Origin of the sequence: Streptomyces sp. NPDC051286 (genome assembly GCF_044455345.1) — a bacterium.
GTDB lineage: Bacteria > Actinomycetota > Actinomycetes > Streptomycetales > Streptomycetaceae > Streptomyces.
Map to the genome: position 1 here is coordinate 177,401 of NZ_JBITER010000001.1, position 26,392 is coordinate 203,792.

The 26,392-nt window shown below is 69.4% G+C and carries 22 protein-coding genes and 3 pseudogenes; 10 read left to right on the forward strand and 15 right to left on the reverse strand.

The features are described from left to right. Nucleotides 1-623: 623 nt before the first annotated feature. The 6 genes and pseudogenes from ACIBB8_RS00805 to ACIBB8_RS00830 all read right to left on the reverse strand — a co-directional run bounded on the left by ACIBB8_RS00805 (nucleotide 624) and on the right by ACIBB8_RS00830 (nucleotide 8,391). Nucleotides 624-1,571, reverse strand: coding sequence for a hypothetical protein (locus ACIBB8_RS00805; protein ID WP_398948229.1), 948 nt, complete (start codon nucleotides 1,569-1,571; stop codon nucleotides 624-626). Then, complete coding sequence (locus ACIBB8_RS00810) at nucleotides 1,568-2,116, reverse strand: SigE family RNA polymerase sigma factor (RefSeq protein ID WP_398948230.1); 549 nt, start codon at nucleotides 2,114-2,116, stop codon at nucleotides 1,568-1,570. Before ACIBB8_RS00810 ends, ACIBB8_RS00805 begins: the two co-directional genes overlap by 4 nt. 928 nt (nucleotides 2,117-3,044) lie before the next feature. Beyond that, nucleotides 3,045-3,269 carry a hypothetical protein gene (locus tag ACIBB8_RS00815; RefSeq protein ID WP_398948231.1) on the reverse strand — a complete coding sequence of 75 codons (225 nt, stop codon included), beginning with the start codon at nucleotides 3,267-3,269 and terminating at the stop codon, nucleotides 3,045-3,047. Between the two features lie 829 nt (nucleotides 3,270-4,098). Further along, nucleotides 4,099-7,173, reverse strand: a complete 3,075-nt coding sequence (locus ACIBB8_RS00820; RefSeq protein ID WP_398948232.1) for an FG-GAP-like repeat-containing protein — start codon at nucleotides 7,171-7,173, stop codon at nucleotides 4,099-4,101. A gap of 288 nt (nucleotides 7,174-7,461) precedes the next feature. Continuing rightward, nucleotides 7,462-7,835 (reverse strand): annotated as a pseudogene (locus ACIBB8_RS00825) (PIN domain-containing protein). Between the two features lie 259 nt (nucleotides 7,836-8,094). Continuing rightward, nucleotides 8,095-8,391, reverse strand: coding sequence for a GYD domain-containing protein (locus ACIBB8_RS00830; RefSeq protein ID WP_398948233.1), 297 nt, complete (start codon nucleotides 8,389-8,391; stop codon nucleotides 8,095-8,097). A 448-nt stretch (nucleotides 8,392-8,839) separates the two neighbouring features. Between ACIBB8_RS00830 and ACIBB8_RS00835 the strand changes: the two genes are divergently transcribed. The 4 genes and pseudogenes from ACIBB8_RS00835 to ACIBB8_RS00850 all read left to right on the forward strand — a co-directional run. Continuing rightward, nucleotides 8,840-10,051: a globin domain-containing protein gene (locus tag ACIBB8_RS00835; RefSeq protein ID WP_398948234.1), complete on the forward strand. Its 1,212-nt coding sequence runs from the start codon at nucleotides 8,840-8,842 to the stop codon at nucleotides 10,049-10,051. A 426-nt stretch (nucleotides 10,052-10,477) separates the two neighbouring features. Beyond that, the gene (locus tag ACIBB8_RS00840) at nucleotides 10,478-11,044 is read left to right on the forward strand and encodes a DUF5565 family protein (RefSeq protein WP_398948235.1); all 567 of its coding nucleotides are present in this window, start codon (nucleotides 10,478-10,480) and stop codon (nucleotides 11,042-11,044) included. A 486-nt stretch (nucleotides 11,045-11,530) separates the two neighbouring features. Then, entirely contained in the window at nucleotides 11,531-12,061 is a 531-nt protein-coding gene (locus tag ACIBB8_RS00845) for a hypothetical protein (RefSeq protein ID WP_398948236.1), read from the forward strand. 81 nt (nucleotides 12,062-12,142) lie between these two features. Then, nucleotides 12,143-12,283 (forward strand): annotated as a pseudogene (locus ACIBB8_RS00850) (GntR family transcriptional regulator); the annotation flags it as partial. Between the two features lie 70 nt (nucleotides 12,284-12,353). On the opposite strand, the gene ACIBB8_RS00855 reads toward ACIBB8_RS00850, so the two are convergent. Both ACIBB8_RS00855 and ACIBB8_RS00860 read right to left on the reverse strand, forming a co-directional pair. Further along, complete coding sequence (locus ACIBB8_RS00855) at nucleotides 12,354-12,899, reverse strand: MOSC domain-containing protein (RefSeq protein WP_398948237.1); 546 nt, start codon at nucleotides 12,897-12,899, stop codon at nucleotides 12,354-12,356. 226 nt (nucleotides 12,900-13,125) lie between these two features. Then, nucleotides 13,126-13,353: pseudogene (locus tag ACIBB8_RS00860) on the reverse strand (GNAT family N-acetyltransferase); the annotation flags it as partial. A gap of 200 nt (nucleotides 13,354-13,553) precedes the next feature. Between ACIBB8_RS00860 and ACIBB8_RS00865 the strand changes: the two are divergent. The 3 genes from ACIBB8_RS00865 to ACIBB8_RS00875 all read left to right on the forward strand — a co-directional run bounded on the left by ACIBB8_RS00865 (nucleotide 13,554) and on the right by ACIBB8_RS00875 (nucleotide 15,671). After that, nucleotides 13,554-13,928: a hypothetical protein gene (locus ACIBB8_RS00865; RefSeq protein ID WP_398948238.1), complete on the forward strand. Its 375-nt coding sequence runs from the start codon at nucleotides 13,554-13,556 to the stop codon at nucleotides 13,926-13,928. Between the two features lie 118 nt (nucleotides 13,929-14,046). After that, nucleotides 14,047-15,396 carry a DUF1254 domain-containing protein gene (locus ACIBB8_RS00870; protein ID WP_398948239.1) on the forward strand — a complete coding sequence of 450 codons (1,350 nt, stop codon included), beginning with the start codon at nucleotides 14,047-14,049 and terminating at the stop codon, nucleotides 15,394-15,396. A 47-nt stretch (nucleotides 15,397-15,443) separates the two neighbouring features. After that, on the forward strand, nucleotides 15,444-15,671 hold the full coding sequence (locus ACIBB8_RS00875) for a DUF2277 domain-containing protein (RefSeq protein WP_398948240.1): 228 nt from the start codon (nucleotides 15,444-15,446) through the stop codon (nucleotides 15,669-15,671). On the opposite strand, the gene ACIBB8_RS00880 is transcribed toward ACIBB8_RS00875, so the two are convergent. From ACIBB8_RS00880 to ACIBB8_RS00890, 3 genes are all read right to left on the reverse strand, one after another. Beyond that, a complete protein-coding gene (locus ACIBB8_RS00880; protein ID WP_398948241.1) occupies nucleotides 15,658-16,335 on the reverse strand; it encodes a DedA family protein in 678 nt (225 codons plus the stop codon). The two genes, ACIBB8_RS00875 and ACIBB8_RS00880, sit on opposite strands and share 14 nt — an antisense overlap. A 173-nt stretch (nucleotides 16,336-16,508) precedes the next feature. After that, nucleotides 16,509-18,197: an alkaline phosphatase D family protein gene (locus ACIBB8_RS00885; protein ID WP_398948242.1), complete on the reverse strand. Its 1,689-nt coding sequence runs from the start codon at nucleotides 18,195-18,197 to the stop codon at nucleotides 16,509-16,511. Nucleotides 18,198-18,305: 108 nt separating this feature from the next. Next, nucleotides 18,306-18,950: an HNH endonuclease family protein gene (locus ACIBB8_RS00890; protein ID WP_398948243.1), complete on the reverse strand. Its 645-nt coding sequence runs from the start codon at nucleotides 18,948-18,950 to the stop codon at nucleotides 18,306-18,308. A 302-nt stretch (nucleotides 18,951-19,252) separates the two neighbouring features. Here ACIBB8_RS00890 and ACIBB8_RS00895 point away from each other — a divergent pair, with 302 nt between their 5' ends. Continuing rightward, nucleotides 19,253-19,987 carry an ABC transporter permease gene (locus ACIBB8_RS00895; RefSeq protein WP_398948244.1) on the forward strand — a complete coding sequence of 245 codons (735 nt, stop codon included), beginning with the start codon at nucleotides 19,253-19,255 and terminating at the stop codon, nucleotides 19,985-19,987. 22 nt (nucleotides 19,988-20,009) lie between these two features. Here the strand turns inward: ACIBB8_RS00895 and ACIBB8_RS00900 are convergent, their stop codons facing one another. After that, nucleotides 20,010-20,672: an HAD-IA family hydrolase gene (locus tag ACIBB8_RS00900; RefSeq protein ID WP_398948245.1), complete on the reverse strand. Its 663-nt coding sequence runs from the start codon at nucleotides 20,670-20,672 to the stop codon at nucleotides 20,010-20,012. Between the two features lie 186 nt (nucleotides 20,673-20,858). Then, nucleotides 20,859-21,863, reverse strand: coding sequence for a peptidoglycan-binding protein (locus ACIBB8_RS00905; protein ID WP_398948246.1), 1,005 nt, complete (start codon nucleotides 21,861-21,863; stop codon nucleotides 20,859-20,861). 117 nt (nucleotides 21,864-21,980) lie between these two features. Between ACIBB8_RS00905 and ACIBB8_RS00910 the strand changes: the two genes are divergently transcribed. Next, nucleotides 21,981-24,023: a DHA2 family efflux MFS transporter permease subunit gene (locus ACIBB8_RS00910; RefSeq protein WP_398948247.1), complete on the forward strand. Its 2,043-nt coding sequence runs from the start codon at nucleotides 21,981-21,983 to the stop codon at nucleotides 24,021-24,023. A gap of 59 nt (nucleotides 24,024-24,082) precedes the next feature. On the opposite strand, the gene ACIBB8_RS00915 is transcribed toward ACIBB8_RS00910, so the two are convergent. Then, nucleotides 24,083-24,559, reverse strand: coding sequence for a GNAT family N-acetyltransferase (locus tag ACIBB8_RS00915; RefSeq protein WP_398948248.1), 477 nt, complete (start codon nucleotides 24,557-24,559; stop codon nucleotides 24,083-24,085). 98 nt (nucleotides 24,560-24,657) lie between these two features. Next, a complete protein-coding gene (locus tag ACIBB8_RS00920) occupies nucleotides 24,658-25,773 on the reverse strand; it encodes a DUF2330 domain-containing protein (protein ID WP_398948705.1) in 1,116 nt (371 codons plus the stop codon). Between the two features lie 67 nt (nucleotides 25,774-25,840). Between ACIBB8_RS00920 and ACIBB8_RS00925 the strand changes: the two genes are divergently transcribed. Next, nucleotides 25,841-26,368, forward strand: a complete 528-nt coding sequence (locus tag ACIBB8_RS00925; protein ID WP_398948249.1) for a ricin-type beta-trefoil lectin domain protein — start codon at nucleotides 25,841-25,843, stop codon at nucleotides 26,366-26,368. Nucleotides 26,369-26,392 lie beyond the last annotated feature (24 nt).

Sequence of the window (26,392 nt, forward strand, 5' to 3'; positions counted from 1 at the left end):
CCACGCGAGAACCCGGGCGCGTATCTGCAGGCGATCGCAGCCACTCAACGATGGAGATGCATGTGTTCGGAGCAATGCCCCCGGGCGCCAAGATCGCTACAGTTGTCACGATCACCGCTGTCGTCGGACTAACCATCGCTGCCATCCGCTGGTTCAAAGCACACAAGCGGTAGGCCGGGGCCGCCTCCGGGCCGTGATCGAACTTACAAGGCACGTGTGGGCGGCGGGGTGCTTTTCTTCCTGGGTGAGCACTATGTACCTGCGCAATCCACGACGCCGGTCCTACGCGGCAACTGAGCGTCCCGGGTGATCTGGCGCCCCGCGAGGACGCCTGCGACGCGCTGCATCGTCGCCGGTAGGAACGGTGCCAAAGGAAACGCACCCAACTTCCCCTGGGGACGGCGGCTGGCCCGCCGTCGTGCTGACGGCGAGGCATGTGTCGCCCGTTTGCCCCCATGGCGGCCTTCGGCACCTGGGCAACGCAGGTACGGTGAACTGCCGACACGCAGGACCCGGGCTGAACGGCCTTACTGTGGCTAGGCCTTGTCCGGCTTCCAGCGCCGCGTCCGGAATGGGCGGCCTGGGGTGCCGTCCCCTGCGCGGTACCCCCCGGCCAGGCGGCGCTACGGCAGCGTCTTTTGGTAGTTCTTGTCCTTGTCGGAGTCGTAGACCAGCTTGCCGTCGGCGTCGTACCCCTTGATGTGGGGGGCCACGGTGACCTGCTGGTTCAGGATGCCGGAGGCGACGAACCAGCCGTGGTCGAGGGCGGCCTGGCTGGTGGCGCCGCCGTAGGAGACGGTCACCCGGGCCACCTGCGGCTTGACCGTGCCGATGACGCCCCAGCGGAACGGGAGCTTCCAGTTGCCGCGGTCGAGGAACGACTGCTGGTAGAGCTTGCCGCCGTTGATGTCGGCCATCACGGGGCCAGCATCCGGCGGACCGTCGGATCCTACGCTGGTGCCGAGGCCCTGGGCCTCGCCGCCCTTGATGTTGCAGATCAGCCGGATACGCTGCGGCTGCTCCTTCACCGCGACGACGTACATGCCGTCGCTGGGCGTGTTGGAGTCGCCGGTGCTCTTCATCGCCAGCATGATCCGGTAGTCGTGTGCCGCGCCCAGGTCCGTGTGGAACTTGTCGTCTCGGCCGCGTGCGTTCGACTGGTCGTAGGCGAGGCACTTCTCTAGCCCGGCGGCGGCCTGCCCGAAGGTGATTCCGTCGAGGAGCTGGCCCTCCGTGGCCGGCCGCGCGGGCACCGACGGTGACGCGGAGGGCGTCGGTGTCGCCCGTGTCCGGTGCGTGGCGCTGAGCGACGGTGTTGCCGCCGCCGTGTCCTCGCCTTTGCCCCCGCCGGTCAGCGCGTACGCCCCGACAGGCAGCACCGTCAGCGTCACCAGGGCCGCCCCGGCCGCCGCCACACGGCGCCACCTCTCGACCGTGCCCCGGCGGCGGATCGCCGGATACGGCACCAGCGAGGGCCGGATCGTGTATGCGTCCTCGGCAAGCAACTCGCGCAACTGCTCCTCGAAATCCCCTCCGGTTCCCCTCTCTTGCTGCTCCTGCTCCTCGTTCATCTGCTGCCTCCCTGCCCGGACGACGCTCGGCTGCGGACAGGTCCGTCCATGACCTGCGCGAGCCCCAGATACGTACGCAACTTCGCCAGTCCCTTGGACGCCTGGCTCTTGACCGTGCCGGGCGAGCAGCCGAGCACCTCGGCGACCTCCGCCTCAGAAAGGTCCTCCCAGTAGCGCATGACGACCACCGCCCGCTGCTTCGGCGGCAGTCCGGCCAGCGCCATGAGCAGGGCGCTGCGCTCGTCAGCCCACGAGACGGCCTCGTCGCGCCCCGCCACCTCCGGCGGCGCCGCGGTCAGCGCCTCCGCCACCCGCCGCTTGCGGAACCGGTCACTGTTGCAGCTGACCAGGATCCGCCGGACGTACGCCTCCGGGCTGTCACTGCGTGAGACACGCCGCCATGGCCGGTACGCCTTGGCCAGCGCCGTCTGTGTCAGGTCCTCGGCATAATGCACGTCGCCCGTGAGCAGATACGCGGTCCGTACGAGATGGGACCACCGCGCTCTGACGAATTCCTGGAACTCGACCTCTTGTTTGGCCTGCATCAAGCACCCTCCCTCGCCCTCCAGACCACAGTTTCGGCGGATTCGGTTGCCTGGGATCGGGTGCGTTTCTTTCTGAGTGACCACCCCGACGGCATGCACCAACAGCTTCTGAACGCTCGCAAGCCCGTTCGGGGCCGTGGACAGCCCCACGCCAGTGAGCTGCGCCGTGCTGTAGGTGTAGGCACCAACCGGTCACTCAAGGGGAAACGCACCCTGGGCGGCGCGCGTGCCAGATCCGTGCCAGATCGAACAGTCAGCCACGGTCAATTGGGGTGTGAGGCGGTGCAGGCATGCGCTGGCAGGCTTGGTGCCGTTGTACGGCTGTTGACCAGCCAAGACCGCCCTGTGGCCGGTGCCAGGCTTACAAAGCAGATGTCGGCGGTTCGAAACCGTCCGCACCCACCAGCCAGAACGCCCCCGCAGCCATCTACTGCGGGGGCGTTGACGGTAGTAGTTGACGGCAGTCCCTCAGGCGCATCGCGTAGTTGTGGGCTGCGTGAGTAGAAACCTTCTCTACGGGTTCAAGTACCCACGCAAGGCGCGGGCTGGCCCCTTGTGCCCGGGCCCCCTGGGGCCGCAGTGAACTACGGCCCTGAGTCGAGAACCGATCCTCGGGCCAAGGACATGCCTCCGGCGGGGATGCTCAGACTCCGGGATGGGAGGGGCGCCGTTCGCGAGTGCCGGCGGATTCGTGGCGAGCGTCGTGGGCTCCCATCACGACCACCTTCGCCCCCCCCAGGCAGAGCCGAGCAGTCGCGGCTTAGGGCGTCAAGGTCGTTCGTACAGTGGCGCGTTCCACCTTGACGCCCTGAACCACGCCCGCTCCACGGTGTGTGGGCCGAAGGCGGACGGGATGGGGGCTGGGGAGAGTGGTGGGTGGAGGTGAGGATGGAAGCTCGACGAAGCGGCCCAAAAGGACGCATCTCCGTCACTTATCCGCTCGGTAGAGCTCGATGTCCTTGTTGACGAACAGGTGCACGTATCCGCACCGCCAGCAGATCAGGCCCGTGGCGTTCTCGTCAGCCCAGGCCAACTTCAGGAACTCCATCCCGGTGCTGTTGAGCAGGACACCCCGTTCTCGGAACAGGTCACTCTGGCAGACCTGGCACTTGAGCCAGACTTCCCCCAGTGCTGCACGTACCGGCTTCGCCATCGAGTGAACGCCCCCATCCTTGCCGTGTGGAGAGAACGAGACTACGTGGCAGCGCGGGCCGCTCACAGCCCGCATGAGCGCAGTAGGGTCGCTTGCATGGCTCTCGGGCCGTGCCGCCCGCAGGGTTAGTCGTCAAGTCCGGCAGCGGTGTCTGACACCAGTGCCCGACACCAACAGGGGCGAACGTTGGCGGTTAGCGCTGAACCTCTGCGGACCGGAGACCCAGGCAGAAGGCCGTTCAGTTCAGCATTCCGATGCGCCATGATCGACCTGATAGAGATGAGGCCACGTCTCCAACTCCGAGGTCATCGCGAGCGCCGCCCCGTCTGAGGATGGCGCTCCCTACCTCGCCTCGGCCATTGAGCCCGTCAGCTGCGGCACCATGGTCGGCATGGACCTTGAGGGGATAGGTGCGCTGTCTGCAGCCGCCGTAGCGCTGATCGGGATTCCTGCAAGTGTGCTCATTGGCCGCAGTTGAGGGCCACCTTGCGTAGTGCGGAGGCGACCAGTCAGGCGGGGCTGGCTCAAGCCGAGTCTGCATACCGTGCGGCGTTGGACGCTGTTCGTGCGGAGGCAAACGCTGCGCACCTGCAGTGGCGGCGTGACATCCAACGGGAGGCCTACGCATCTTTCCTCCTTCGGAGGAGCTGACGGCTATCCTTCCCGCCCCCGACACCGACGGTGAGTAGGTGCCCGGCGACGTCCAGCCGTGCACCACTACCGCACCAGATACGGCGGGGAACCACGGTGAAGTCGACCCAGCCCGGAAGGACCGCGCCTCAGCCGTTCGCCCAGTTCAGGTGCTCCGCCGCCGTCGCAGGCCGGGACGTCAGAACACGCTCTTGTACGCCTGCCACCCCGAGGCGATCTTCGTGCGGGACTTGATCGACCCTGAGCCGTTCCCGCTGTTGCGCCACAGGTTGCCGGAGGTGTCGCGGGAGATGATGTCCGCCTTGCCGTCGCCGGTGATGTCGCCGACGCCCACGATGACGTTGTACGACGAGCCCCAGTTGGAGGCCACCTTCACGCGGGACTTGAAGCCGCCGGAGCCGTTGCCGTCGTAGCGCCAGAGATTGTTGGAGCGGTCCTGAGCCAGGAGGTCACCGCGGCCGTCGCCGTTGAAGTCCCCGACGCCCACGATCTTCTTGTAGCCCGACCAGTTCGCCGCGATCCGGACGCGTGCCGACAGCTTCCCCGTGCTCGTGCCCTTGTACAGGAACAACTCTCCCGTCGACGCCTTGCGCGCGATCAGATCGGGACGCCCGTCACCGGTGATGTCCCCGGGCGAGGTCAGCACGTTGTACTGGTTCCAGCCGGTGCCCAGCGAGGTGCGCGGGGTGCTCGTGATGAAGGCCTGCCCGCGCATGGTCCGGTACACACGCAGTTCGCCGCTGCTGAACCGGACGAGGATGTCGTTGCGGCGGTCGCCGTTGAGGTCGCCGAACGGGACGAGTGTCACGGAGGAGGGCCAGCCCGAGGCCGACATGCTCTTGCCGAAGGCGCCTGTCCCGTTGCCCGGCCGGTAGCTGATGACGCCGGACGAGGTGAGGGTCAGGGCGTCGCCGGTCCCGTCGGGCGCCCAAGCGGCGCTGTTGGTGAAGTCGTGGCGTACGGCGGCTCCGTCGGACACCTTCACCGTCTGCGACTTCGTCAGCGCCGGTCCTGAACCGTCGGCGGGCGGGGCCGTCAGCTTGAAGGTGTACGTGCCGTTGGGGACGAGCGCGCCCTTGGTGTCGCGCGTGTCCCACCGTGCGGTCAGGGTGCCGTCCACCTCTCCGCCGGAGAGCGTACGGACCACTGCGCCGGTGGCCTTGCTGGTGAGTGTGGCCTTCCAGGAGGCGGCGGGCTTGGAGAACAGTCCGCGCCACTGCCACCACGGGCTGCCGGCCGCGCTGCTCTCCCACGCGTTGTCGGCCGTTTCGGACTCGATGACGGAGAGGGGCTGGGTGGCGACTCCACTGGGTACAAGGTGGATCCGCTTGTCCGCGTCCACGTAGGCCGCGGGCCCGCCGAACTTGTCCACGGTCCAGGTCACCCCGCGGAGACTGGGGGTGCCCGCCGCGAGGTCGCCGATCTTGTGGGTGGTCGCGGTGCCGTCGGCGAAGGCGGTGAGGAGGAGCGCCCCGGCCGAGGTGTCGTGCCGGACGAGGTAGCCGTCGCCGAGCAGCGCCTGGCCGGACGGGACGGGGATGTTCTTCCTGGCCGTACGGTCCCAGACGCCGGCCGTCGCGGTCGGGCCGCAGGACCAGTAGATCCAGCGGCCCACCACCTGCAGCTCCTTGGGGACGCACGGGGCGCCGGTGCTGACGGTGTCAGTGGTCTTGCCGGTCTTCAGGTCTTTCGCGGTGACGACACCGGTACCGGAACCCGGCGTCCACAGGCTGGTCCCCCAGACGGAGGCGGCCGTGACGGAGCGGGTGACGATGGGCTGCAGGTTGGTGTAGACGCCGAGGTCGCCGACGTACTGCTTGGCGGGTGAGGAGCCGTTGACGATCGCGTAGCGGCCGGTGACGTCGAGGACGGTTCCGGAGGCCGAGGGCAGATAGAAGAAACCGGCCTGGTCGGTCTTGTCGAGGGACTGGACGTACGAGCCGACGGGGTCGGATTGGGCGGTGAACGTCACCGCACGGCCGTCCCCGGTGGCGTACGGGCCCACCCCGAGGCCGCCCCACTTCCGCCAGGTCGGCGCGCTCGGCGCTCCGTCGGCGGCGATCCGGCGAGTGTAGTAGCCGCCCATGAAGCTGCTGTCGGCCTCGTCGGTGGCCAGGGTGCCGTTCTGCAGCGACAGCCGGTCGATCTTCGCGGCCACCGGCGATACGGCGGTGAGCTCCGTCAGCGTCGGGGTGCCCGCCCCCGTGTCGGTGACCCTGCGTACCGCCCAGTGCCCGGCGTCGGCGCCGCCCACGGCCAGCAGACTGCCGTCCGGTGCCGTGACGAGGGAGCTGTTCGCGTGCCGGAGCAGGGTGAGCGGGTCGCCGCCCGTGAGGGGGACGGCCATGAGCCGCTCGCCGGACCTGTCGACGAGGTCGTTCGGGTTCGACGGCACGGAACGGGCCACCACCAGCCAGCGCCCGGCGATGCCCACGGACGGGGTGCCCTCCGTACCGGGCAGCGTCACCGTCGTCTCGGCGGCGGAGAGGTCGGCGCGGTCCAGGACGTGTGCCACCGCACTGTCGGACCGGTACCAGACCAGCCGGTCCGCGCTCAGCGCGACGCCCGTGGGGGCGACGGGTACGGTCACGTTGCCGGTGACCTTCGCGGTGGCCAGGTCCACCAGCGCCAGGTGGCGTTCGCCGGTTCCCAGCCTGTAGCCGATGACGGCGGTGCCGCTGTCGCCGCCCAGAACACTGAAGTTGGCCGGGATTCCGGTCGGCCATCCGTCGACGAGGGTGCCGTCGGCGGGCGCGCCTTCGCCGTACAGCCACAGCACGCGGTTGCCGTCGGCGTCCCGGGCCTGGGTCAGCACATGGGTGCCGAAGGTGGCCTCGTACGCGCCGTGGGTGAGGGCGACGTCCGTGGTGGTGCCGGCCGACGAATCCCTGAGGACGACCTTCTGGGTGGGCGAGACGACATCGGCCACGACGTCGGACGACGATCCCAGGTACGCGGGGAGTTCGAGTCGGGCCAGGTCGCCCAGTTCGGTCGTCGTACCGGTGTCGTACGACGTCCACAGGTAGCCGGAACGCCCCGCCTGGGCATGCAGATAGCCACTGGGGCCGGCGGTGTGGATCCGGTCCCCGCGCGGTATGTAGCGGTCTGCCTGGAAGACCTTCTCCGCCGCGAGGGCGGTGCTCCCGACACTGTTGTCCGCGTCGGCCGTGACGGCGAGCGGGCCGGGACCGATGGTCACGGCGAGAACTGCCAACGCGGCGACGACTCCACGGGCGGTGGTACGACGGGCCATTGTCGCCTCCTGGGCCTCTCAACGGAGAAAGGCGTGACGGGACGGCGGTGGCCGATCAGGCGCGCGTCGGCGTTGCGAAAATGCCCAGCCCCCCAACTGCCCCCCATGCACAGCGGCATGAGAGTAGCAGCATGCCCAGGCCCATCAGGACTACCGGGGAAAGAGATCGCGGACTGGCCCACAGTTCGGCCGCCGCGCGGGGTCAGGGCTCAAGTGCCGTCGGCAGAAGCCGTCCCGCAAGTGCTCGGGGAGGACGACTGGCACCACGCCGTGCGGTGTCCGGTCGCCTCAGGCGATGTCGTGGACGTTGTGCTCGGTCAGGTCGGATGCGTGCCGGGCAACAGCGCGGTAGTCGGCATCGTCGTGGAGGACGGCCAAGCCGTGGTGGGCCGCTGTAGCGGCGATCACGAGGTCCACCGCCGAGGCGCTGAGATGCTCCCGGCCTGGGCCATACGGTGTTGCACCGCGCCGATCCAGCGTCCCGCGTTCTTCGGCACCGACACGTCGGGGTAGAGGTCGGTGAACATCTCCGCGATCTCGTCGTACTCGCGTCCGTTCCGGGCGCTGTGGAGAAACTCCGCGCGTTGCACGTAGCAGGACGCGATGGCCCCGGCATCGATCGCGTCGTACCAGGCCGACTGCAGTTTCGGGTCGCGGAGCAGCCGGACCGGGCCGGAGGTGTCGTTCGCAGGTCCGCGTCTGAGTCACAGGGCAAGGCGGATCAGCCCAGGCCGGGCCGTCTCGGTTTCCGTCTCATTCACCATGGTTCAGAGCCGTCCACGGCAGTACGACGACGCTGATCGGGCAGGTAGACCTGGCATGTACGCAGGTGGACGCCTCAGGAGGACCCGCCAACAGACTTGTACTGCGTCCTCCTGAGCCGGCTCAGCAGACGTCATTGCTTGCAGTGTGTGGAGGTCGTCAGCCAGTTGCCTTGGCGACGATGCGATCCATCTCCTCTTGACCGAAGGCCCGCAGAGTCGTGGTACGGACGTTGCCGACTCCGCCGAGCTGCAGGAGTGTCGCGGTGGCGGTTTCTTCGTCGGGTGCTTCGACGATGGCCACGAGGTCGTATGGACCGACGGTCCAGTAGATGTTCAGGAGTTTTGCCCCGAGCTTCTGTGCCGCTGCGGCGAAGGCCTCGGCGCGCTTCGCGGTGTCCTTGTAGTTTCGGACCCCTTGATCGGTCCAGTTCAGCAACGCGACATACGTCGGCATGTTCTTTCACTTTCAGGAGGAAACACATCGCGAGGTTGATCCTGGACGTTATGACGGAAGCCTGCACGAGGTGCGCACCCGAACGAGCTGTACGAGCGATCGCAGGCAGCTGATCACGGTGGTTGGAACGTGCGAGAGGCGCTTTGCACAACAGCCACGCTGACGACCCAGGCGTAAGCGATCGATGTCAGTCGCACAGGCCTGGGCCGACTCGCCCGGCCTTGGAGCGCGTCATAGCCTGGTGGGGACAATTCCAGATCCTGACCAGGCAGCAGGCCGCCTCCCGGCAGGTGGCCGCGCGTTCGGATCGGCCTCGTCGCCGCCCACCCGGAGGGGTTCGCTCCATCATCGTCCGGCACCTGTCCGGCCCGCTTCGATGCCCTCGTGTGACCGCTGCCGTTCAGGGCCCACGGCCGGGATCCACACGTCCTCGCTGGAGGGAGCTGCCATGCTCTCAGACACCTCTCGGCCTGTCGTCGCAGCAACACTGCCGGTTGTCGCCGAACACATCGGAGAAATCGCCCAGCGCTTCTACAGGCACATGTTCGCCGAGCATCCGGAACTCCTGAACGGCGTCTTCAACCGCGGCAACCAGGTCCACGGAGAACAGCAGAAGGCGCTGGCCGGATCGGTGGCGGCGTTCGCGAGCGGACTGGTGGAATCACCGGAGCACATCCCCGAGCACCTGCTCTCGCGGATCGCGCACAAGCACGCGTCCCTCGGCATCCGTCCCGATCAGTACCAGATCGTCCACGACAACCTGATGTGGGCGATCGCCGACGTCCTGGGCGACGCGGTCACCCCGGAGGTCGCCGCCGCCTGGGACGAGGTCTACTGGCTGATGGCCAATGCTCTGATCAACCAGGAACGCGGCCTCTACAGTGCGCGTGGGGTCAGGCCGGAGACGGTATGGCGGCAGTGGAAGGTCGAGAAGAAGATCCGGGAGACCCCCGACGTGGTGACCTTCGTGGTCAAGCGGATCGACGACCGCCTGGTGAAGACCTCGCTGCCCGGCCAGTACGTCACTGTGCGGATGACGATGCCGGACGGGGCGCTCCAGCCGCGCCAGTACAGCCTGACCCGGGCCGACGACGGGGAGCACCGCCAGTTCTCGGTCAAGCGGGTCTGTGGTGTCGGCGACGAGCCCGACGGGGAGATGTCGACGCTCCTGCACGACTCGGTGGACGTGGGCGACGTCCTGACGCTGTCGCTGCCGTACGGCGACGTCGTGCTCGACGACTCGGGACGGCCGGTGGTGTTCGCCACCGCGGGCATCGGGATCGCTCCGGTGGCCGGGATGCTCTCGCACCTCGCCAAGGCCGGGTCCGGGCTGCACATCACGCTCCTCCACGCCGATCTCGACGAGCCCTCGTTTCCCCTGCGCCGCCAGGTCGTGAGCGATGTCCTGGAATTGCGGCGTGCGGAGCTGTACGCCTGGTACGAGAAGGGCGTGGAGAGCATGGAGCCGCTGAACGGGGTCTTCGAGGGACTGATGAACCCCGCAGCAGTCGATCTGCCCGACAACGCCCTGTACTACCTGTGCGGCCCGCTGCTGTTCATGCAAGGTGTGCGCAGCAGGTTGCTCGAGCGGGGCGTCGCGCCCCAGGACATTCAGTACGAGGTGTTCGGCCCCGACCTCTGGCAGGCGGACCTGGACTAGGGCGTGTTTCGAAAGTAGCGTCGTCCGCCCGTAGGGCGGGCCTGGCGGCGTCTGGTGCGTGCGATCGCAAGGCGGAAGGCGTCCCGATACTGGGCGTATCGGGGCGAGCCCGACAACGCAGTGAGCGTGCGTGCCCGGCGTCGCCAAGCCGGCGGGACTTTCGAAACACGCCCTAGATCTTGATCACGACGAAGGTGCACGACGGTGTCTTCCAGGCGCCCCGCGGTCCGTTCAACCTCGGTGAGGTCCTGCGGCTGTTCCGAGGCTGGGCCATCTGAGACGGCCGTGCAGTCGAGCTCGGCTGCCCCGGATGCGGCGAGCAGTACGGGCACAGCGAGGTTCTGCGACTGCCCATGGCAGAGCGGCGGATCGCGGCATGAACGAAATTCCGATGCGCGCAAGCCGGTCAACCGACAGGATCCCGGAATGCAGAAGATTCCCACCATGTTCGTCCGCGACTTCGACAACAACCCCGCGCACGTCCTGCCCAAGGTGACGCCCGGCTGCGCATGGGTGCTCTCCGGCGAAGGGCAGGCAACGCGCAAGTACGACGGCACCTGCGTGATGCTCGACGAAGCAGGCAACTGGTGGGCGCGTCGCGAGGTGAAGCCCCGCAAGTCGGTACCGCGGAACTACATAGTCCTCTCCGTCGACACCGAGACAGGCAAGACCATCGGTTGGGAACCGATCGACCAGTCATCGTTCGCGAAGTTCCACGCAGAGGCCCTTCAGGCGGCCGGTCCGGGCGGGCTGTCCACCGGGACCTTCGAGCTGATCGGCCCGAAGGTGAACGGAAATCCCGAGGGTGTCGATGCTCACCGGCTTGTCGAGCATGCCGCGGCGCAGCACGTCTCAGTGCCGGAGTTGACGTTCGAGGGCATCCGTAGCACCGTAGTGGCCCTGGCCGGCGCCGACGGGTGCGAAGGCATCGTCTGGCACCACCCCGACGGGCGGATGGCGAAGATCAAAGCCAGGGACTTCCCGAAAGCGTGACAACGAAGCGCCCCCGCAACGGCCCCCGGAGCAGAGTGCGGGCGTCTGACGTGAAAGTCGGGGCCGGAGGCCGGCGTGCAGCGGCGCTGTACCGCAACCACAGCGGCGGCAGGTGCCCGGCATCGGTCGGTGCTGACCGATCAACTACCGGAACGACCGTGCATGACCGGTCTGGCTTGCGCTACGGATCGGAAGTTCCCCGTGCCACAACCGCGTCAGGTCGAGCGGGGCTCACGGGGAGGTCACCGCCTGATCTACTGTCTTCACACACCGATGATCACCGGTGGCCGCACCCGTTCCGCATGACACCGATGGTTGGGCAGAAGGTGCCGGTCATCGGCGCCGTGTTGGGCTGACGCAGCCAAGCAACTACAAGGCAACAACGAGCGCGCAACGGGTGGGTGGCGACGCTGCGCCCGACGCCGCTCGCCGCCTATCATCCGGGAGCCGGGGGCCCCCATGCCCCCCCGGGGCAGGGGGCTCATCATGTGGTCGACCACTTCACGGCCGGTGTTCCGGCGCTTCGTCGGTGCCGTCGCGGTCGGCGCGGCCCTGGCCGCAACCTCAGGGTGCACGGTTCCCATCGATACCGTCGCCGGCATCTCCGTTACCGGCGACGGCCATCTGCTCGGCGTCATGATGGTCTGCGGGCATCGGATCGATGGCGCGACCCTCTACGTGGACAGCGCCGACGTCAACAAGACGGTGACGGTCGGTTCATGGACCGCCGACCGCCCCCTCACGGCCGGTCTCGCCACCTGGACCCTCGATTCTCCTGCAGCCGGCTGGACCGCGACCAGACCTCTCGCTCCGCTCACCTCCAGGACCACCTATGCCCTCTACGGCTGGACCAAGGACAACTCGTGGTCATCGAGCAGCGTCTCCTTCACCTTGACCGACCGGGACCGGCTCACCCCGGGAAGAGTCCGCTACGACAACATCTCGGACAAAGGTGACGAATCCGTAATCACCGTCCCCATAGCGGAGTTCAAAGCCAGGGCCTGCCAGAACAAGTAACGCCACGGCGCCTCCGGTCAGGCCGAGGCACTCCCGCTGCCGGGAGGCACGCGCTCAACCTTCGCCGCCACAAGACACACGGCGGAGATCGCGGCGCGCCTCGGCATCGGCGAGGGTGACCTGTGCGTCCGTACCGTGTATGAGCTCCTCGCCGACGGCAGGCCGGTGCAGCTGTCGGCGAGCTGGGAGCCGTACGGCCTCACCGCCGGCACACTCGTCGTCCAGGTCCCCGCTGACGCATAGTTCCAGCAAGTCAGCCACGTCCGCCCGCACCGAGTGCAGAGAGTCCCCCTTAAACGCGCTCCAGGGGACGGTGCGGGGCCGGTGGGAGCTCGACCTCGATGGGGTCGTACGGGCGGACGGGGCCGCCGTGGCGGACCACGGCCATGATGCCGGACTTGAAAGTGAAGTCCCCCGAGACGGGATCGAGGACGAAGACCTCTCCGAGCAGGCCCTGCCGGAAGTTGTTGATCTTCGCGCACGGGTTGCGTAGCCCCGTCACCTCCACCACCGCCTGCTCGCCAAGGTGTAGCAGGCTGCCGGTAGGAAGGCCGAGCAGGTCAACACCTCGGGTGGTGATGTTTTCGCCGAGCTGGCCCGCAGAAACGGCAAAGCCCTTGAGGGCGAGTTCGTCAAAGAGTTCCTCGTGCATCAGGTGTACCTGACGCAGGTTGGGCAGGTCCGGCTCGTAGGTCATGCGGAACTGATGGCGGATCGTCTCCCCCGCGTGGACATCCCCCTCGACGCCAAGGCCCGCAAGCAGCGTGACGGACTCACGATTGGGCTTGCTGAACGAGTACGCCCCGTTGCTGCTCACCGCTGTGACCCGACCTGCCATCTCCCACCCCATCTGTTGGTCTGCATGCTTCGTGAGATCCTAAGGAAGCGCTGCATCAACGAACTCAAGGAGTGGCGCGGCCTGGCCAACTGCTAGGTCAAGACCGCGACCGTCCAACTCGCCGGACTCCACCTTGCCACCATCTTCAGAGAAATAGTCCAGAGTTGTGGATCAGCTGGGAACCGGTACGGAAAGAAGCCGCAGGATCCGGCTGCACCGCTGACGGTTACCGACGCTGCTCCCAGTCGGCCCGGACCAGGTCGTACTCGACCTCGCCATCCTCGGATCCTGCGATTGCCTCCGGCCAGTCCCCGGTGGAGTCCCGGAGGAATGACAGGCTCGCCTTCTCCACCACACGCCGGGATCGCGTGGTCACCGTCATGGTGTTCGCGGTTACCCGCTCCACCCCCAGGTCTGTGAACCCTTTGCTGATCAGGGCCCGAGAGGGGACCGTTCACGCAGCGAGGGTTTCGGGGCGTTGTTTCATGACCGATGCCACGTCGACGCCGTCACCTGTACGGACGCGTCCGGGTGGTCGCGCGGGAGGGTGCCACGCAGGGTCGGATTCGTTCAGCTGTTCCGCTCCGGCCAAGGAGACTCCCATGGCACAGTCTGCTCCCGCCCCCGGCTACCGTCGCACCACCGACTCCTTGGATGAGGGCGGCGGGGGGAGTCATGTTCGCCGGTGTTCTGCTGATGGTGGACGGCGTCATGGGGATCATCAAGGGGATCTCCGGTATCGCGTCCGACGATGTCTACACGCGCATCAGCAAGTACACCTTCAAGTTCGATGTGACGGGCTGGCGCTGGATCCACCTCGTGCTCGGCGTGGTTCTCGTACTCGTCGGCTGGAGCATTCTCAAGGGTGCCGGCTGGGCCAGGGTGACGGGTGTCGTGCTGGCCGCGCTCAACATGATCGCCAACTTCATGTGGCTGCCCTACCAGCCGATCTGGGCGATCATCTCCATCGCGATCGACGGGTTCGTGATCTGGGCCCTGTGCACCGCACCTTCGAAGGCGGTCATCTAGTGGCGGCCGGGAGGGCGGGGGTGGCGCGTGCGACGGCGGCAGCGGAGGCCTGGATCCGGGGCTGTCCGCTGCTGCGGTGCTCACCGTGAGCGGCCGTGGCAGGGAAGGCGCGCAGGTGATGGGCGAACCGAACGGGCAGGGGGAAGACCTGGTCGCTCTTGCCGCCGAGGCGTACGTGTACGGGTATCCGCTGGTCGTCGACCTGTCGACGGTCGAGAGATCGATGCAGGAGGGCTTCGGCCCGCTGGCGCCGACCCCGTTCAACCACTTCGCGCACGCGGGGCCATGGGCCGGCCCCGATGTGCACACCGTGTCAGTCGACAGCGACACCGCACATTCGATCGCCCAGCTGGACCTGTCCGGAGGGCCGATCCGGCTGCATGTCCCGGACACCGGCGGGGCTTACTACGTGCTGCAGTTCGTGGACGCCTGGACCAACAACTTCGCCTACGTGGGGCGCCGGGCCACCGGCACGGGCGCGGGTGACTGGCTCATCGTGCCGCCGGGCTGGTCGGGCCGGGAGCCCAGCGGGCTGCGCGGCGCGATCGATGCGCCGACCTCCGTCGTCTCTGTCGTCGGGCGGAGCGTCCTCGACGGTCCGGACGACATGACGCGGGTGCGGGCGCTCCAGGAGCAGTACACGCTCACGTATCTCGAACCCGGCACGCACCGGACGGGGCTGCCGGCGCCCGACCCCGACGTACCGGCGGAGCTGAGGTTCTTCGAGCAGCTCAGGGTGTGGATGGCCGACTTTCCACCGGCCGCCGCCGACTGTGCGTACCAGGACCGGTTCCAGCCGCTGGGGCTGCTGGAGGAGGGGCCCTCGCCGTACGTCTTTGCCGAGTCCGCCCTCGTCCGCGTACTCACCGAGGGGATGGCGCAGGGCAGGGAGCGGGTCGAGGTGGCCGCCCGGCCGAGCACGGTGACGGGCGGGGGATGGGAGATGGATCCGCATCTCTTCGACTACAACCTCGACCACTTCGGGGTGGGGACGATCGATTCCCCGGAGTGGAGGATCGCCGACCGGGAGGCGTCCTACCTGGTCAGAGCGGTGGCGGGGCGTGTTGCTCTGTGGGGGAGCCACGGGTACGAGGAGGTGTGCGCCCACACCTCCCACGACGCCGACGGCAATCCGCTGAGCGGTGCGCACGCCTATGTGATGCGCTTCGAGCAGCCGCCGCCGGTGGAGGCGTTCTGGTCCGTGACCATGTACGACGCGCCGGACCACCACCCCGTCGCACCCCCGGCGGGCCGGCACTCGCTCGGGGACCGCACCCCCGGGCTGGTGCGCGGGGCCGACGGGTCGCTGACGGTCCACATCAGCAAGGAGCCGCCCACGGACCCTGCCGCGGCGGCGAACTGGCTGCCCGCTCCCGACGGGGAGTTCCGGCCTGTGCTCAGGTTCCGCATGCCGGGGCGCGCGATCATCGACGGCAGCTATGAGCTGCCCGCCATCGAACTGAGCTGACCCGGGTGTCCCGGCCTCTTGTCAGTGGGGCGGTCCACACTGGAGTCATGTGCCGCAGCATCAAGACCCTTCGCCCGCCCGCCATCCCCGAGGAGGCCACTGAGGAGGACATCCGGGCGGCCGCCCTGCAGTTCGTGCGCAAGGTGTCCGGCTTCCGGGCTCCGGCCGCGCACAACCAGGAGGTGTTCGACCGGGCCGTGGACGAGATCGCCGCAGCGACCGCCAGACTGATGGACGGTCTTGAGGTGCGGGGGGTGGCCGTCAGGACGCCGTAGAAGCCGAAGCGGGTGCTGGAGCGGAAGCCGTCGCGGCCGCCGCTCCGGGGCGGCGCATGAGGTACGCGGCGAGGGCGCCTGCCACGAACAGGGCCAGGACCGAGACCGCCGTACCCAGCCATGTCGCGCCCAGCCACTGGCCGCCGAAGTAGCCGAGGCCCACGCTGTAGCCCGCCCAGGCCACCCCGGCCAGTGCCGACCAGGGCAGGAACTCCTTCACCTTGCGGTGCGCGGCGCCCGCGCCCAGGGAGACGACCGAGCGGCCGGCCGGCGCGAACCGGGCGATGACGACGAGGATGCCGCCGCCGCGGCTCAGAGCCGCGCCGAGGCGTTCCTGCGCGGTGGTGAGGCGACGGGACCGGGCAATCGCCCGGTCCAGGCGGTCGCCGCCGCGCCAGGCCAGCCGGTACGCGACGAGGTCGCCGAGCACCGAGGCGGCGGCCGCGCTCAGGATCAGGGCGAGGAGCGAGGGCACCTGGGGGACCTCTCCGGGGCTGCCTGCCGTGCCCACGACCGTGGTCGAGCCAGCGGCGGCGGCTGTCGCAGCGGTGATCACCAGGACCCCGCTGGGGAGGACGGGCAGGAAGACGTCCAGGAGCACCGAGAGGGCGACCACGGCATAGATCCATGGGCTGCCGGTCAGCGCACCCACACTCTCAAGCACCTTCTACTCCCCGATTCGTTTCAACGCCGCGACGTCGCAGGGGAGCGGCAGGAGCGGCAGGGCCAGCTGTACAGCGTACGCCTGCCGTTTACCTGAACATCATCGGAGTCCGGAGGATGTCGTGTACCTCACGCGTCACATCTGCACCGGGGGGAGTGGCCTCCGGCCCTTGCCTACGCGCCGGTGGTCAGTTCCTGGTCCAGTACCGTCTCCAGCTGCGCACCGGCGCCGTTCTCTTTGGCTTGAACCAATGCCAGTACAGCTTTCCGGCCACGCAGGGTGAGGGTCATCAACTGATTGCCGAACCACGGTCCGCCGGTCTTGCGCCACTGGATCGGTGACGGACCCGTCCGTCCGTGCCGTGCCAGCGCTCGCCCCAGCCACCGTCCCGCCCGGCTCCAGCCGAAGCGGAATCCTGCCTTGAGTGCACCGGGTACCGAGTTGTGCACGGGAGAGCAGGTCAGCTGCAGGATGCGCGCCCCGGGCGTACCTCCCGGCGTGTCGGCCGCCCACGAGGGCTCCGCGATGTACGCGTGGTGCACATCGCCCGACAGCACGCACACCGTCGCCGGAGCGTCCGGGCCGCTCCCCGCCTCCCGGATCAGCTCGGTCAGCCGGCGGAACGAGGCGGGGAACGCCGCCCAATGTTCCAGGTCGGAGCGGCGGCGCAGATTCTCGCCGAACCGCGCCCAGCGCCCGCCGGGCCCACCCCGCTCGCCACGGCACAGCGCGGCGTCCCACTCCTCCGCGTCATGGACGAGCGGTGGAAGCAGCCACGGCAACGACGTACCGATCAGGAGGTGGTCGTACGAGCCGGGGTCGGCGAGCGCCTCCTCGCGCACCCAGCGTGCCTCCTCGGAGTCGAGCATCGACCGCCGCTCCTCGTCGAGCACGCGAGCCGCGCGAGTGTCCACCATCAGCAGCCGTACTCGGCCGAAAACACGTCGGTAGCTCCACCGGGTACCAGCGGGTTCGGCGTCCGCCTCGGCGGCGAAACGGCGCAGTGGCTCCGTGCCGTCCGGGACGGCCCGCACCTCGGCATAGAGCGGGTCCGCGGCCAGGGCGGTGGGGGAGAGATTGCCGAGGTGCTGGTAGACCCAGTACGAGGCCAGCCCGCTGACGATCCGCTCGTGCCACCAGGGGGTCGCCCGGACATCGGCGAGCCAGGCGGCGCTGGTGTTCCAGTCGTCCACGACGTCGTGATCGTCGAAGATCATGCAGCTGGGGACGGTCGAGAGCAGCCAGCGCACCTCGGGGTCCCGCCAGGACTCGTCGTAGAGGTAGGTGTACTCCTCGTAGTCCGCGATCTCGGCGCCCGGCGGTTCGTTCAGGTCCCGGCGTGCGGCGAGGCGGCGGCGGGTCGCCTTCGACGTCTCGTCGGCGTACACCTGATCGCCCAGCAGGAGCAGTACGTCAGGGCGTACGGCACCGGGGTCGGCAGCGAGCCGGGCGGCGAGGGTGCCCAGGGCGTCGGGGCCGACGGTGTCGGGCTCGCCGGAGGGGGGAGCCGCCCAGCGGCAGGACCCGAAGGAGATCCGGACGGACCGGTCCCCGGTGTCATCGGCCGATGCCGGCGGCGTGGTGATGGTGCTCGCGGGGAAGCCGGAATCCTTGAGCGGCCAGACCCGGCGGCCGTCGAGCAGCACCTCGTACGCGGTGGTCGAGTCCGGGGTCAGACCGGTCACCACCACCAGCGCGTAGTGGTGACCGGCGATCGCGAACGTCCGGGACGAGCCGGACGCGCCGTCCGCGCATCGGACTTCGGCCGTGGTGGGCCGGTCGGCCTCCACCCAGACGGTCGCGGTGGAGCCCGTCTCCCAGTCGACGTATCGCAGCAGTGGTCCCAGGCGCAGCCCGGCCATGACGTGCCCTCCTCGCGTCGTCCCGCACGGACGGAGCTCACGGGCCCGTACGGTACGGGCGGCCCCGTACCGTACGGAACGACGGAGAGGGGTCGGGCGGTTCCGAGGTCAGCAGCCGTTCAGGACCGACTGGAGCGCACTCTTCTCCGCGGAGTCGACGGTCAGGTTGTAGTAGTGCTTCACATGCACCCAGGCGCGCACGTAGGTGCACCGGTACGCGGTACGCGACGGCAGCCACTGGGCCGGGTCCTTGTCGCCCTTGGACTGGTTGACGTTGTCCGTGACCGCGATGAGCTGCGGGCGCGTCAGATCGTTGGCGTACGCCTGGCGTTGGGCGGTGGTCCAGCTGCTCGCGCCGGAGCGCCAGGCCTCGGCGAGCGGGACCATGTGGTCGATGTCCAGGTCGGAGGCGGCGGTCCAGGTGGCTCCGTCGTACTCCGAGTACCAACTGCCGCTGACGGCGGCGCAGCTGGAGTCCTGGACCACGTTCGTGCCGTCGCGCTTCAGGACGACCTCGCGGGTGTTGCAGGTGCCCGACTGGGTGATCCAGTGCGGAAACTTGTCCCGGCTGTAGCCGGTCGACGAGCCTTCCGCCGACACCGTCAGCTCGCTCAGATAGGTGCGGGCGGTGGAGGCGCTGACCGGGGTGGGCATGGCCGCTTGGGCGGTGGGTGCGGTGAGCAGCCCCGTGGTTGCGGCAAGTGCGGCGGAGGCGACGACCATGCCTATGCGACGCGCGTAGACACCTGACATGCGAACTCCCTTGATGCGGGGGGATCCTGGACGGGCGACCTGTGGAGCCCGGCCATCGTGGCGGCGCCAGGTTTCTGTGGGGTGGGCGCCAGGTAACAGGGTGGCGACATGAGCACGTCACATCAAGGTTGGGGCGGACCGGGCTGCGGTGCGAGGCCGTACGGAAGGAAATGTGCGGGCCTGCGCGGATGTTCGCGGCCCATGGGGGGTGTCCGGGCCCGTACGCGAGGGATATGAGGAAGCGGGGGCTGACGTGTCGACGGGTCGCGGATGGCGAGGTGGGTCGGTCTTATGGTTGCCGCGTGCTGCTTCCGGTCAACAACACGCTCGGCATCGTCCTCGCCGTGCTGCTCGCGGCGGCCGCCGCCGTCGCCGCCTTGGCCTCGCTCGGCCGGTCGCGCGAGATCGTCCTCGCAGGGCTGCGCGCCGCGGTCCAACTCGCCGCCGTCTCCGTGCTCATCGGCTGGGTGGTCCGCTCGCTGCCACCGCTGCTCTGCTTCGTCGCGCTGATGTATGCCGTGGCGGTACGGACCGCCGGACGTCGGATCACCAGGAACCGCACCTGGTGGTGGGCGGCTGTGCCGATCGCCGCGGGGGTCGCGCCGGTGGTCGCCCTGCTGCTGCTCAGCGGGCTCCTGCCGGTCCGGGGCATCGCGCTGATCCCGGTGACGGGCATTCTCATCGGGGGTGCGCTCACCGCCACCGTGCTCGGCGGACGGCGGGCGCTGGACGAACTGACCACGCGGCGCGGGGAGGTGGAGGCGGGAATGGCGCTCGGGCTGCTCGACCGCGATGCCCGGCTGGAGATCGCCCGGCCCGCGGCGTCGGACGCGCTGCTGCCGGGGCTGGACCAGACGCGGACGGTGGGGCTCGTCACGCTGCCCGGGGCGTTCGTGGGCATGCTGCTGGGCGGCGCCTCACCGGTTCAGGCGGGGGCCGTGCAACTGTTCGTACTGGTGGCGCTGATGGCCGTACAGGCGGTGGCTGTTGCCACGGTGCTGGAACTGGTCGCGCGGGGGCGGCTGAGCCGCGACTGAGTCCCGGGGAGGTCTTCCCGGGTCAGAGGGCACGGATGTGCAGACGGATCGAGCCGTCGGCCGACGCCTCCACCCGGATCTGCGTCAGATCCCCGACGTGCGCATCCGGCGCCAGTGCCGCGGCGCGCGGGCCCACGCCCACGACGCGCATCCCGGCCGCCCGGCCTGCCGCGACACCCGCCTCCGAGTCCTCGAAGGCGACGCAGTCGGCCGGGGCGAAGCCCAGTTCGGCCGCACCCTTGAGGAAGCCCTCGGGGTCGGGCTTGCTGGCGCCGACGCATTCCGCCGTGACGCGGGTGCCCGGCATCCGCAGTCCGGCCGCCGTCATCCGGGCCTGGGCGAGCGCCTCGTCGGCAGAGGTGACCAGGGCGTGCGGGAGCGTGGCGATCGCGTCCATGAAGGCCGGGGCGCCGCCGATCGGGACCACGCCGTCGGTGTCGGCGGTCTCCTCGGCGAGCATGACCCGGTTGTCGGCGTAGTTCTGCTCCATCGGCCGGTCGGGCAGGAGTACCGCCATGGTGGCGTACCCCTGCCGCCCGTGGACCACCTTGAGCGCGGCCTCGGGGTCCAGACCCTCCCGCAGCGCCCAGCGCCGCCAGCAGCGCTCCACCACCGCGTCGGAGTTCACGAGTGTGCCGTCCATGTCGAGCAGGAGGGCACGTGCGGTGAGGACGGTGGCCGGCATCGGCGGGCTCCAGGGCGCGGGGGAAGGGGCGGCGTGGGGTGAAGTGAACAAGTGGTCCCGCCCGCCGGTCAGGGGGTGCGGGCGAGGACCACTTTGTTCCATCACGATACAAAATCCTGCCCGCGAAAGCGAATCCCTTCCCGAATACGGGAGGAGAGGTCCGGCTCCCCGGGGCCGGCCGCCTCCTCAGGACTGGCCGCGGCCCGTCGTCTCCGCCTCCAGTGCGCGCCGGGTGCTCGGGCCGTAGACGCCCGGCGGGTCGCCCTCGATGGACTTGTACGACTGGTAGACGCGTACGGCGCTCTCGACCCGGTCCGTGTAGTTGCCGTTGTCGGGTCCCTGATAGAGCCATACCTCCTGCAGCCGCCGTTGCAGCTCGGCCACCTCGGGGCCGTGGTCGCCGCGCTGCAGCGTGGGGCCGTCCGGGTTTTCGAGCGGCGGAGCCGTCGAGGTCCCCGTGGGCTGCGAGACCGGCGCCGATGCCGACGGGGCGGGCGGGCGCGAAGAGGCAGCGGATGCGGAGGGGGAGAGTGAGGCGCTCGCCGATGCGGAGACGGACGCGGACGGCGACACCGAAGCCGACGGGGAGGAGGACGCGGAGGAGGACGCGGACGCCGACGGCGATGCGTCCGGTGAAAGGGGTGCATCGGGGACGCTCGACACCCGGGGACTCGGGAGCGCCCGGTCGCGCTCGGAGTCCCCGTTCCCGCCGCCGAACAGGCCGCCGGCGAACGCCGCGGTGCCCACCACGCCGACCACGGCCGCGCCGATCGCGAGCACCGCGAAGGGCCGTCGGCGGCGTGGCTGCACCGGGTCCGCCGGGCCCACCAGGTCCACGGTCATGGCGTCCGTACGCGGATCATCCGCCCCGGCACTCTCCGGCGGCAGAGGCGACAGAGGCGGCGGATTCACCAGCGCTGCCCGGTCGACGAAGAGCGGCATCGTCATGGCGGCGTCCGCCGAGGAGGCGTCCGCGGGCGCCTCGTCGCCCCCCAGCGTCACGTACGGCCGGATCCGCAACGGGTCGAAGTCCTCCGCCGCCTCGGCCTCCGCCCGCTCGGCCGCGCGCCGTGCCGCACGCTCCGCGCACCCGCACCGGGGCCCGGCGGCGGGTCTGCCGTGCGGTCCCCCGTCCCATGCATCCGTAGCTCTGTCGTCCGTGCCGCATTCCGGGCAGACATGTCCGGTCATTGTGGGTCCCTCCCCTTGAACTGCCTGCGATTATGCAGTCCGCCACGGTGATGCCCCAACAGGCCATAACCGTCCACAACGGCCAGGATGGGATGTAGCGGAACCGAGGAGATGTTCATGGCCCACCAGCTGAACCCCCCGGCCCTGGCCCCTGGCGAAGGCCGTTCCCAGCGGACGGTCCTGGTTGCCATCGGCGCTCTGCTCCTCGGCATGCTGCTCGCCGCACTCGACCAGACCATCGTCTCCACCGCCCTGCCGACCATCGTCAGCGAACTCGGCGGCCTGGAGCATCTGTCCTGGGTGGTCACCGCCTATCTGCTCGCGTCGACCGCCGCGACCCCGCTCTGGGGCAAGCTCGGCGACCAGTACGGCCGCAAGAAACTCTTCCAGATCGCCATCGTCATCTTTCTCATCGGCTCCGCGCTCTGCGGCATGGCCCAGAACATGCCGGAACTGATCGCCTTCCGTGGTCTCCAGGGCCTCGGCGGCGGCGGCCTGATGGTGCTCTCGATGGCGATCGTCGGTGACCTCGTCGCCCCGCGCGAACGTGGCAAGTACCAGGGGCTGTTCGGCGCGGTCTTCGGTATGACGAGCATTCTCGGACCGTTGCTCGGCGGCCTCTTCACCGAACACCTCAGCTGGCGCTGGGTGTTCTACATCAACCTCCCGATCGGCTGCGTCGCCCTGCTCGTCATCGCAACTGTGCTGCACATCCCGGTCCGTCAGGCCAAGCACACGATCGACTACCTGGGCACCTTCCTCATCGCCTCCGTCGCCACCTGCCTGGTTGTCGTCGCCTCGCTGGGCGGATCGACCTGGGCCTGGGGCTCGGCGCAGATCATCGGACTCGCCGTCGTCAGCGTGGTGCTGCTGATCGCCTTCGGGTACGTCGAGCGGCGCGCCGCCGAACCCGTACTGCCGCTGAAGCTGTTCCGGATCCGGACCTTCAGCCTCATCGCCGTGATCAGTTTCGTCATCGGATTCGCGATGTTCGGAGCGATGACGTATCTGCCGACGTTCCTGCAGGTCGTGCACAACATCTCGCCGACCCTGTCCGGCGTGCACATGCTGCCGATGGTGCTCGGCCTTCTCCTCACTTCGACCGTCTCCGGTCAGATCGTCAGCCGTACGGGCCGGTGGAAGGTCTTCCCGATCCTCGGTACCGGCATCACCGCGATCGGCCTGCAACTGCTGCACCGGCTCACGGAGTACAGCAGCACCTGGCAGATGAGCGCCTACTTCTTCGTCTTCGGTGCCGGGCTCGGTCTGGTGATGCAGGTCCTTGTGCTGGTCGCGCAGAACGCCGTCGCGTACGAGGACCTCGGCGTCGCGACGTCCGGGGCCACGTTCTTCCGCTCCATCGGCGCCTCGTTCGGTGTCGCCGTCTTCGGCACGATCTTCACCAACCGGCTCACCGGCAAACTCGGTGCGGCCCTCTCGGGCGTCACGCTGCCACCGGGCATCGACGCCGGGCGACTGGCCGCCGACCCGCGCGCCATCTCCCAACTGCCGCCCGCGCTGCGAGCCCCGGTGATCCACGCGTACTCGACCTCGATCACCGACGTCTTCGTGTACGCGGCGCCCGTCGTCCTGGTCGCCTTCGTCATCGCCTGGTTCCTCAAGGAGGACAGGCTGCGCGGCTCGGTGACAGCCCCCGACAGCACCGAGACCCTGGCCTCGAACCCGGTTGAGCGTTCCTCGTACGACGAATGCGCACGGGCCCTGTCGGTGCTCGCCACCCGCGAGGGGCGCCGCGACGTCTATGTGAGGATCACCGCGCGTGCGGGGTACGACCTGCTGCCCGCGGCCGGCTGGATGCTGCTGCGCATCAAGCGGCGCGGCGCCGTCGAACCCGCGCTGCTCGCCGACGCCACCCCTGTACCGGTGCGCGTGATCAGCGATGCGGCGCGACAGCTGGAGGAGCGCGGTCTGGCCCGGCGCGAAGGGGTGCAGCTGGTGCTGAGCGACTGCGGTTCGGAGGCCGTGGAGAAGCTCGCGGAAGCGCGTGAGGAGTTGCTGGCCGAGCTGTTGGGCGACTGGTGGGGGCCGGAGCGGCCGACCGACCTGGTCGCACTCGTCGCGGAGCTGACCGCCGAGACGACCGGATCGAGCAGGGAACAGCCGCGCTGTCCGGAGCCGAAACGGGACCACGCACTCTGACCCGGGGCTCCCCCGGCCGGACCCCGGTCGGACGAAAGCTCCCGTTCACAGCGCCCGGGTCACAGCTCCTTGGCGAACCAGTGCTCCGCGTACTGCCGCTGATGGAACGCGGGCACCTCCCGGTAGCCGTGCTTGGCGTACAGCCCGCGGGCCTCCACCAGATCGTTGCGGGTGTCCAGCCGGATCCGCCGTACGCCGAAGGCGCGCGCCGCACTCTCGACGGCCGCCAGCAGCAAACCGCCGCCGCCCGTGCCACGGAACACGGGGCGCACGAACACGCGGGTGAGCTCCGCGGTGTCCGCGTCCACCAGGAGCAGCCCGGCGCAGGACGCGGGCTTTCCGTCGAATCTGCCGACGACGAACGCGCCGGTCGGCCCCGTGAGCAGGTCGGCGCCGTCGCCGCGAAGTCCCTCGTCGATCTCGTCCGCGGTCGCGGGCCGCTGCCAGTAACGGCTGGCGACCTCGTCGTAGTAGTCACGGCGCAGGGCGCTCGCGTCGGGAGAGTCGAAGCGTTCGGGGGTCACGGTCCACGTCATGGGCGCCATTGTGACCTGGGCATGACCGGGGAGCCCAACGGTTTCCAGTGCCGTGACCGGCCTGGCGTGGCGCGCCGGCAGTACGCACCGCCGCGCGCTCACGCCAGCGGCGGTGGGACCGTGACCGGCGGCGGGGGCAGCACAGGGCGCCGCCGGTGCGCCCGGACGCCCAGCAGCACCGCCACGGCCGCGACCAGCACGACACCCAGGAGGGTCAGCAGCCAGGCCGGGACGCCGGCCACGGTCAGCAGCTCGTTCCGGTACGTCATGGTCCGGTACGGGGCGTCGGCGGCGCTCGCCCGCAGCTCGTGATCGCCGTCGATCCGCTCCGGGTGAGGGAACGACTGCTCGATCGCGGTGACGAACACCGGCTTTCCGCCCGCCAGCTCCCGGATCGCCCCGTTAGCCGGGAAGCTCGTCGCAGAGGCTGTCGAAGCAGTCGGGTCGACCTTCCCCGCGTACGTCACCCGCGGCGCCTCCCCGCCGATCGTGCCGGCCGGCTCCATCCGGTGGGCGGCCAGCACGTACAGCCCCAGCGACTGCGGTGTCGCGGCGAGCTTCGACAGCCTCATCGGGTAGACGAGACGGTCGCTCGCGAAGCTCAGCCGCAGCGGGTCGAGCTCGCCCAGCAGGAGCGAGCCCTTCTCCCTGGGGGCGAGGCGGACGGCCACGTACTCCCACTTCCGGTCGACGTACGGCTGCAGCGCGGTCGCCAGCCGGTCGGGCAGCTCGAAACCGTTCCGCCGCAGCCACGTCTGCAGCGCCTCGGGGTCGGTCGCCGTCAGCCGCGCCACATCGAACGGGCCGAGCCGCTCCCGCCCGACGACCCCCACCGGCGGTGCGCCGGCCGCGGACGGCGGTGCCGCGGCGTCCACGCCGTCCCCGGAACCGGCGAACGGCCAGTCCCCGGAGCGTGGCCAGAAATAGTGCCGGGTCGCGAGGACCGGCGCGGTGAGGGTTACGAGCTCGGAGAAGAGCGCCTGATCACCGAGTTCGACGGAGGCGCGGTGCGGTACGGGCATGATCCAGGCAGCCTCCGGGGCGTCCCCGCGGACCGTCAGCCGCATGACGATCTGCTCGGTGCGGCCGTCCCAGCCGACCACCGATGTCTCCCGGTCCACGCTGACGTGCGCGTCCTTGCCGGGGACCATCGCCCCACAGCCGCATGCGTACGCCGGGCCGATCAACGATCCGAGCTGCAGCGAGGCCAGCATCAACAGCAGCGACAGCGCGCGGATTCCCCATGAACCTCGCTTCCCCCATGGGCTTCGCTTCCCCCGCATGAACCGTGTTCCTCCCCCGTGTCGGTCGTGCCCCGTCGCGACCGGCCGATCGGTCGACCAGAGGGACAGACGTCGGAGTGAACGGCCCGGTTCCAGCCACTGTGTCCTGGCCGACATCGTACGCACAGCCCTTCCGGCACCCGTCGAACCGGGCCCGATCACCGGCATCGACGGCAGGTGCGCCGCTCCCGAAGGGGGCTCCTCCGCCGACGGAACCGCCCTGCGGCTCTCCGCCTGCGACGGTACCCCCGCCCAGACCTGGACCGTGCCGGGCGACGGCACGCTGGTCGCGTTCGGCACGTGCATGGACGTCCGCAACGGCGCGACGGCCGACGGCACCGCCGTCCAGCTCTACCGGTGCAACGGCACCCTGGCCCAGTCCTGGACCCCGCTGCCCGACGGCACTCTGTGCAACGTCAAGTCGGCGCTGTGCCTGCACGCGGAGGGCGGCGCCACGGACGGCGCGCGTCTGCTGATCCGGACCTGTGGAACAGCCGCCGAACAGCAGTGGGAGCTCCCCGGGTAGCCGGAGCCCGTACCGCCCCTGAGA

Coding starts and splice junctions, on each gene's coding strand:
- ACIBB8_RS00805 (WP_398948229.1), bottom strand. CDS start 1,571: ATGAACGAGGAGCAGGAGCAGCAAGAGAGGGGAACCGGAGGGGATTTC.
- ACIBB8_RS00810 (WP_398948230.1), bottom strand. CDS start 2,116: ATGCAGGCCAAACAAGAGGTCGAGTTCCAGGAATTCGTCAGAGCGCGG.
- ACIBB8_RS00815 (WP_398948231.1), bottom strand. CDS start 3,269: ATGGCGAAGCCGGTACGTGCAGCACTGGGGGAAGTCTGGCTCAAGTGC.
- ACIBB8_RS00820 (WP_398948232.1), bottom strand. CDS start 7,173: ATGGCCCGTCGTACCACCGCCCGTGGAGTCGTCGCCGCGTTGGCAGTT.
- ACIBB8_RS00830 (WP_398948233.1), bottom strand. CDS start 8,391: ATGCCGACGTATGTCGCGTTGCTGAACTGGACCGATCAAGGGGTCCGA.
- ACIBB8_RS00835 (WP_398948234.1), top strand. CDS start 8,840: ATGCTCTCAGACACCTCTCGGCCTGTCGTCGCAGCAACACTGCCGGTT.
- ACIBB8_RS00840 (WP_398948235.1), top strand. CDS start 10,478: ATGCAGAAGATTCCCACCATGTTCGTCCGCGACTTCGACAACAACCCC.
- ACIBB8_RS00845 (WP_398948236.1), top strand. CDS start 11,531: ATGTGGTCGACCACTTCACGGCCGGTGTTCCGGCGCTTCGTCGGTGCC.
- ACIBB8_RS00855 (WP_398948237.1), bottom strand. CDS start 12,899: ATGGCAGGTCGGGTCACAGCGGTGAGCAGCAACGGGGCGTACTCGTTC.
- ACIBB8_RS00865 (WP_398948238.1), top strand. CDS start 13,554: ATGAGGGCGGCGGGGGGAGTCATGTTCGCCGGTGTTCTGCTGATGGTG.
- ACIBB8_RS00870 (WP_398948239.1), top strand. CDS start 14,047: ATGGGCGAACCGAACGGGCAGGGGGAAGACCTGGTCGCTCTTGCCGCC.
- ACIBB8_RS00875 (WP_398948240.1), top strand. CDS start 15,444: ATGTGCCGCAGCATCAAGACCCTTCGCCCGCCCGCCATCCCCGAGGAG.
- ACIBB8_RS00885 (WP_398948242.1), bottom strand. CDS start 18,197: ATGGCCGGGCTGCGCCTGGGACCACTGCTGCGATACGTCGACTGGGAG.
- ACIBB8_RS00890 (WP_398948243.1), bottom strand. CDS start 18,950: ATGTCAGGTGTCTACGCGCGTCGCATAGGCATGGTCGTCGCCTCCGCC.
- ACIBB8_RS00900 (WP_398948245.1), bottom strand. CDS start 20,672: ATGCCGGCCACCGTCCTCACCGCACGTGCCCTCCTGCTCGACATGGAC.
- ACIBB8_RS00905 (WP_398948246.1), bottom strand. CDS start 21,863: ATGACCGGACATGTCTGCCCGGAATGCGGCACGGACGACAGAGCTACG.
- ACIBB8_RS00910 (WP_398948247.1), top strand. CDS start 21,981: ATGGCCCACCAGCTGAACCCCCCGGCCCTGGCCCCTGGCGAAGGCCGT.
- ACIBB8_RS00915 (WP_398948248.1), bottom strand. CDS start 24,559: ATGACGTGGACCGTGACCCCCGAACGCTTCGACTCTCCCGACGCGAGC.
- ACIBB8_RS00920 (WP_398948705.1), bottom strand. CDS start 25,773: ATGCTGGCCTCGCTGCAGCTCGGATCGTTGATCGGCCCGGCGTACGCA.
- ACIBB8_RS00925 (WP_398948249.1), top strand. CDS start 25,841: ATGAACCGTGTTCCTCCCCCGTGTCGGTCGTGCCCCGTCGCGACCGGC.